The 1,557-nt window shown below is 68.5% G+C and carries 3 protein-coding genes; 2 read left to right on the top strand and 1 reads right to left on the bottom strand.

Annotation, left to right across the window (positions count from 1 at the left end):
* The coding region (locus JNK68_08560; protein MBL8540411.1) for a hypothetical protein at positions 1-179 on the bottom strand (179 nt) is incomplete at its 3' end.
* Between the two features lie 246 nt (positions 180-425).
* On the opposite strand from JNK68_08560, the gene JNK68_08555 reads away from it, so the two are divergent.
* Entirely contained in the window at positions 426-1,166 is a 741-nt protein-coding gene (locus JNK68_08555; GenBank protein MBL8540410.1) for an alkaline phytoceramidase, read from the top strand.
* The coding region (locus JNK68_08550; GenBank protein MBL8540409.1) for a transcription elongation factor GreB at positions 1,163-1,557 on the top strand (395 nt) is incomplete at its 3' end. The genes JNK68_08555 and JNK68_08550, both read left to right, overlap by 4 nt.

Raw genomic sequence — 1,557 nt, 5'->3', positions numbered from 1 at the left:
ATGAGCACGATGTTGGGGTCGCTGAAGCCGGCGAGTGCCTCGTTCACGCTGACCACGCCGGTGAGCGGCAGCGCCGCCATCATGATGAGCGCGACCGCATCCATGCGCGGCTTGTTGCGCGCGAACATCGCGATCGAGGCGACGAGCAGGCCGAGCACTACCAGCAGATCCGGGTTCATGATGCGGGGCAGAGAGCGCCCGGAGCGGACGCGACGGTGCGAGCCTAGTCAGACGCTGCGCGTATGTAAACCCGGCCAGGGCGCCCGCGCCGACGGGGCGGGACAGGCCGTGCGTCGACGCGGGTATAATTTGGGCTCGCTGTTTCCCGGCCGTCCCTCGTGTCCTCCATCCGTTCACCCGAAGCCTTTCCCCGGCCTGCGGGCCGCCGCGCGCGTATCGCCCTCCTGTGGGCAAGCACTGCCGCCATTGCGCTTGCCGCGTGGGTCGTGCCACCGTTCGCCCAGCCGGAGGCGTATCACCAGTTCGCGGACCGGCGCGAGATGCTGGGCATCGCCAATGCGCTCGATGTCGCCTCCAACCTCGCGTTTCTGCTGGTTGGCGTCCTCGGCCTCGTATTCGTGGCGCGCGGCAAGCAGGCCGCCGGTCGCGACGCGTTTCTCGATTCCGCGGAGCGCTGGGCGTGGGGCGTCGCGTTCCTCGGTACCGCGCTCACCTGCTGCGGATCCGGGTATTACCATCTCGCGCCCGACAGCTTTCGGCTGGTCTGGGACCGACTGCCGATGACCATCGGCTTCATGGGCATCGTCGCTGCCGTGCTGAGCGAGCGCGTAAGCCCGCAGGCGGGGCGCCGCTTGCTCCTGCCGCTGGTGGCCGTGGGCCTGTGGAGCGTGTGGTACTGGCGCTGGAGCGCCGTGCACAGCGTCGAGAACCTGAATCCCTACGGCGCGGTGCAGTTCGGCTCGATGCTCATCATCCTGCTCACCTTGCTGCTGTTCCCGGCGCGCTACACGCGCGGCTCGGACTTCGTCGTCGCGGTCCTGCTCTACGGCATTGCCAAGGCCGGCGAACACTTCGACCGGCAGATCTTCGACTTGACCGGGCAGATCGTGAGCGGCCACACGCTCAAGCACCTGTTCGCCGCCGCCGCGATCGGCTGGCTGCTGCGCATGCTGTGGAAGCGCACCCCGATTGCGGGCCCGCGATGAAACCGTCTTCGTCGCGCCCCGGTCGGGTGAGTTCCGAAGCGGACGCCGCCGCGCCGCCGCCGAAGAACTACATGACGCCGGCGGGATACCTGCGGCTCAAGTCGGAACTGAAGCAGCTGGTCGAGGTGGAGCGGCCCGAAGTCACGCGCACCGTGGCCTGGGCCGCGTCCAACGGCGACCGCTCGGAGAATGGCGATTACATCTACGGCAAGCGGCGGCTGCGCGAGATCGATCGGCGCATCCGCTACCTGATGAAGCGGCTGGAGACGGTCGAGGTCGTCGACCACCAGGGCCGGCAGCACGAGCAGGTGTTCTTCGGCGCGACCGTCACCATTGCCGACGCGGCGGGCGGCGAGCGCACGCTCTCCATCGTCGGCATCGACGAGGTCGA

It is taken from the genome of Betaproteobacteria bacterium (assembly GCA_016791345.1).
Taxonomy (GTDB): Bacteria; Pseudomonadota; Gammaproteobacteria; order Burkholderiales; family JAEUMW01; genus JAEUMW01.
The sequence above is the reverse complement of the archived record's forward strand: the minus strand, read 5'-3'. Positions and strand labels throughout refer to the sequence as shown.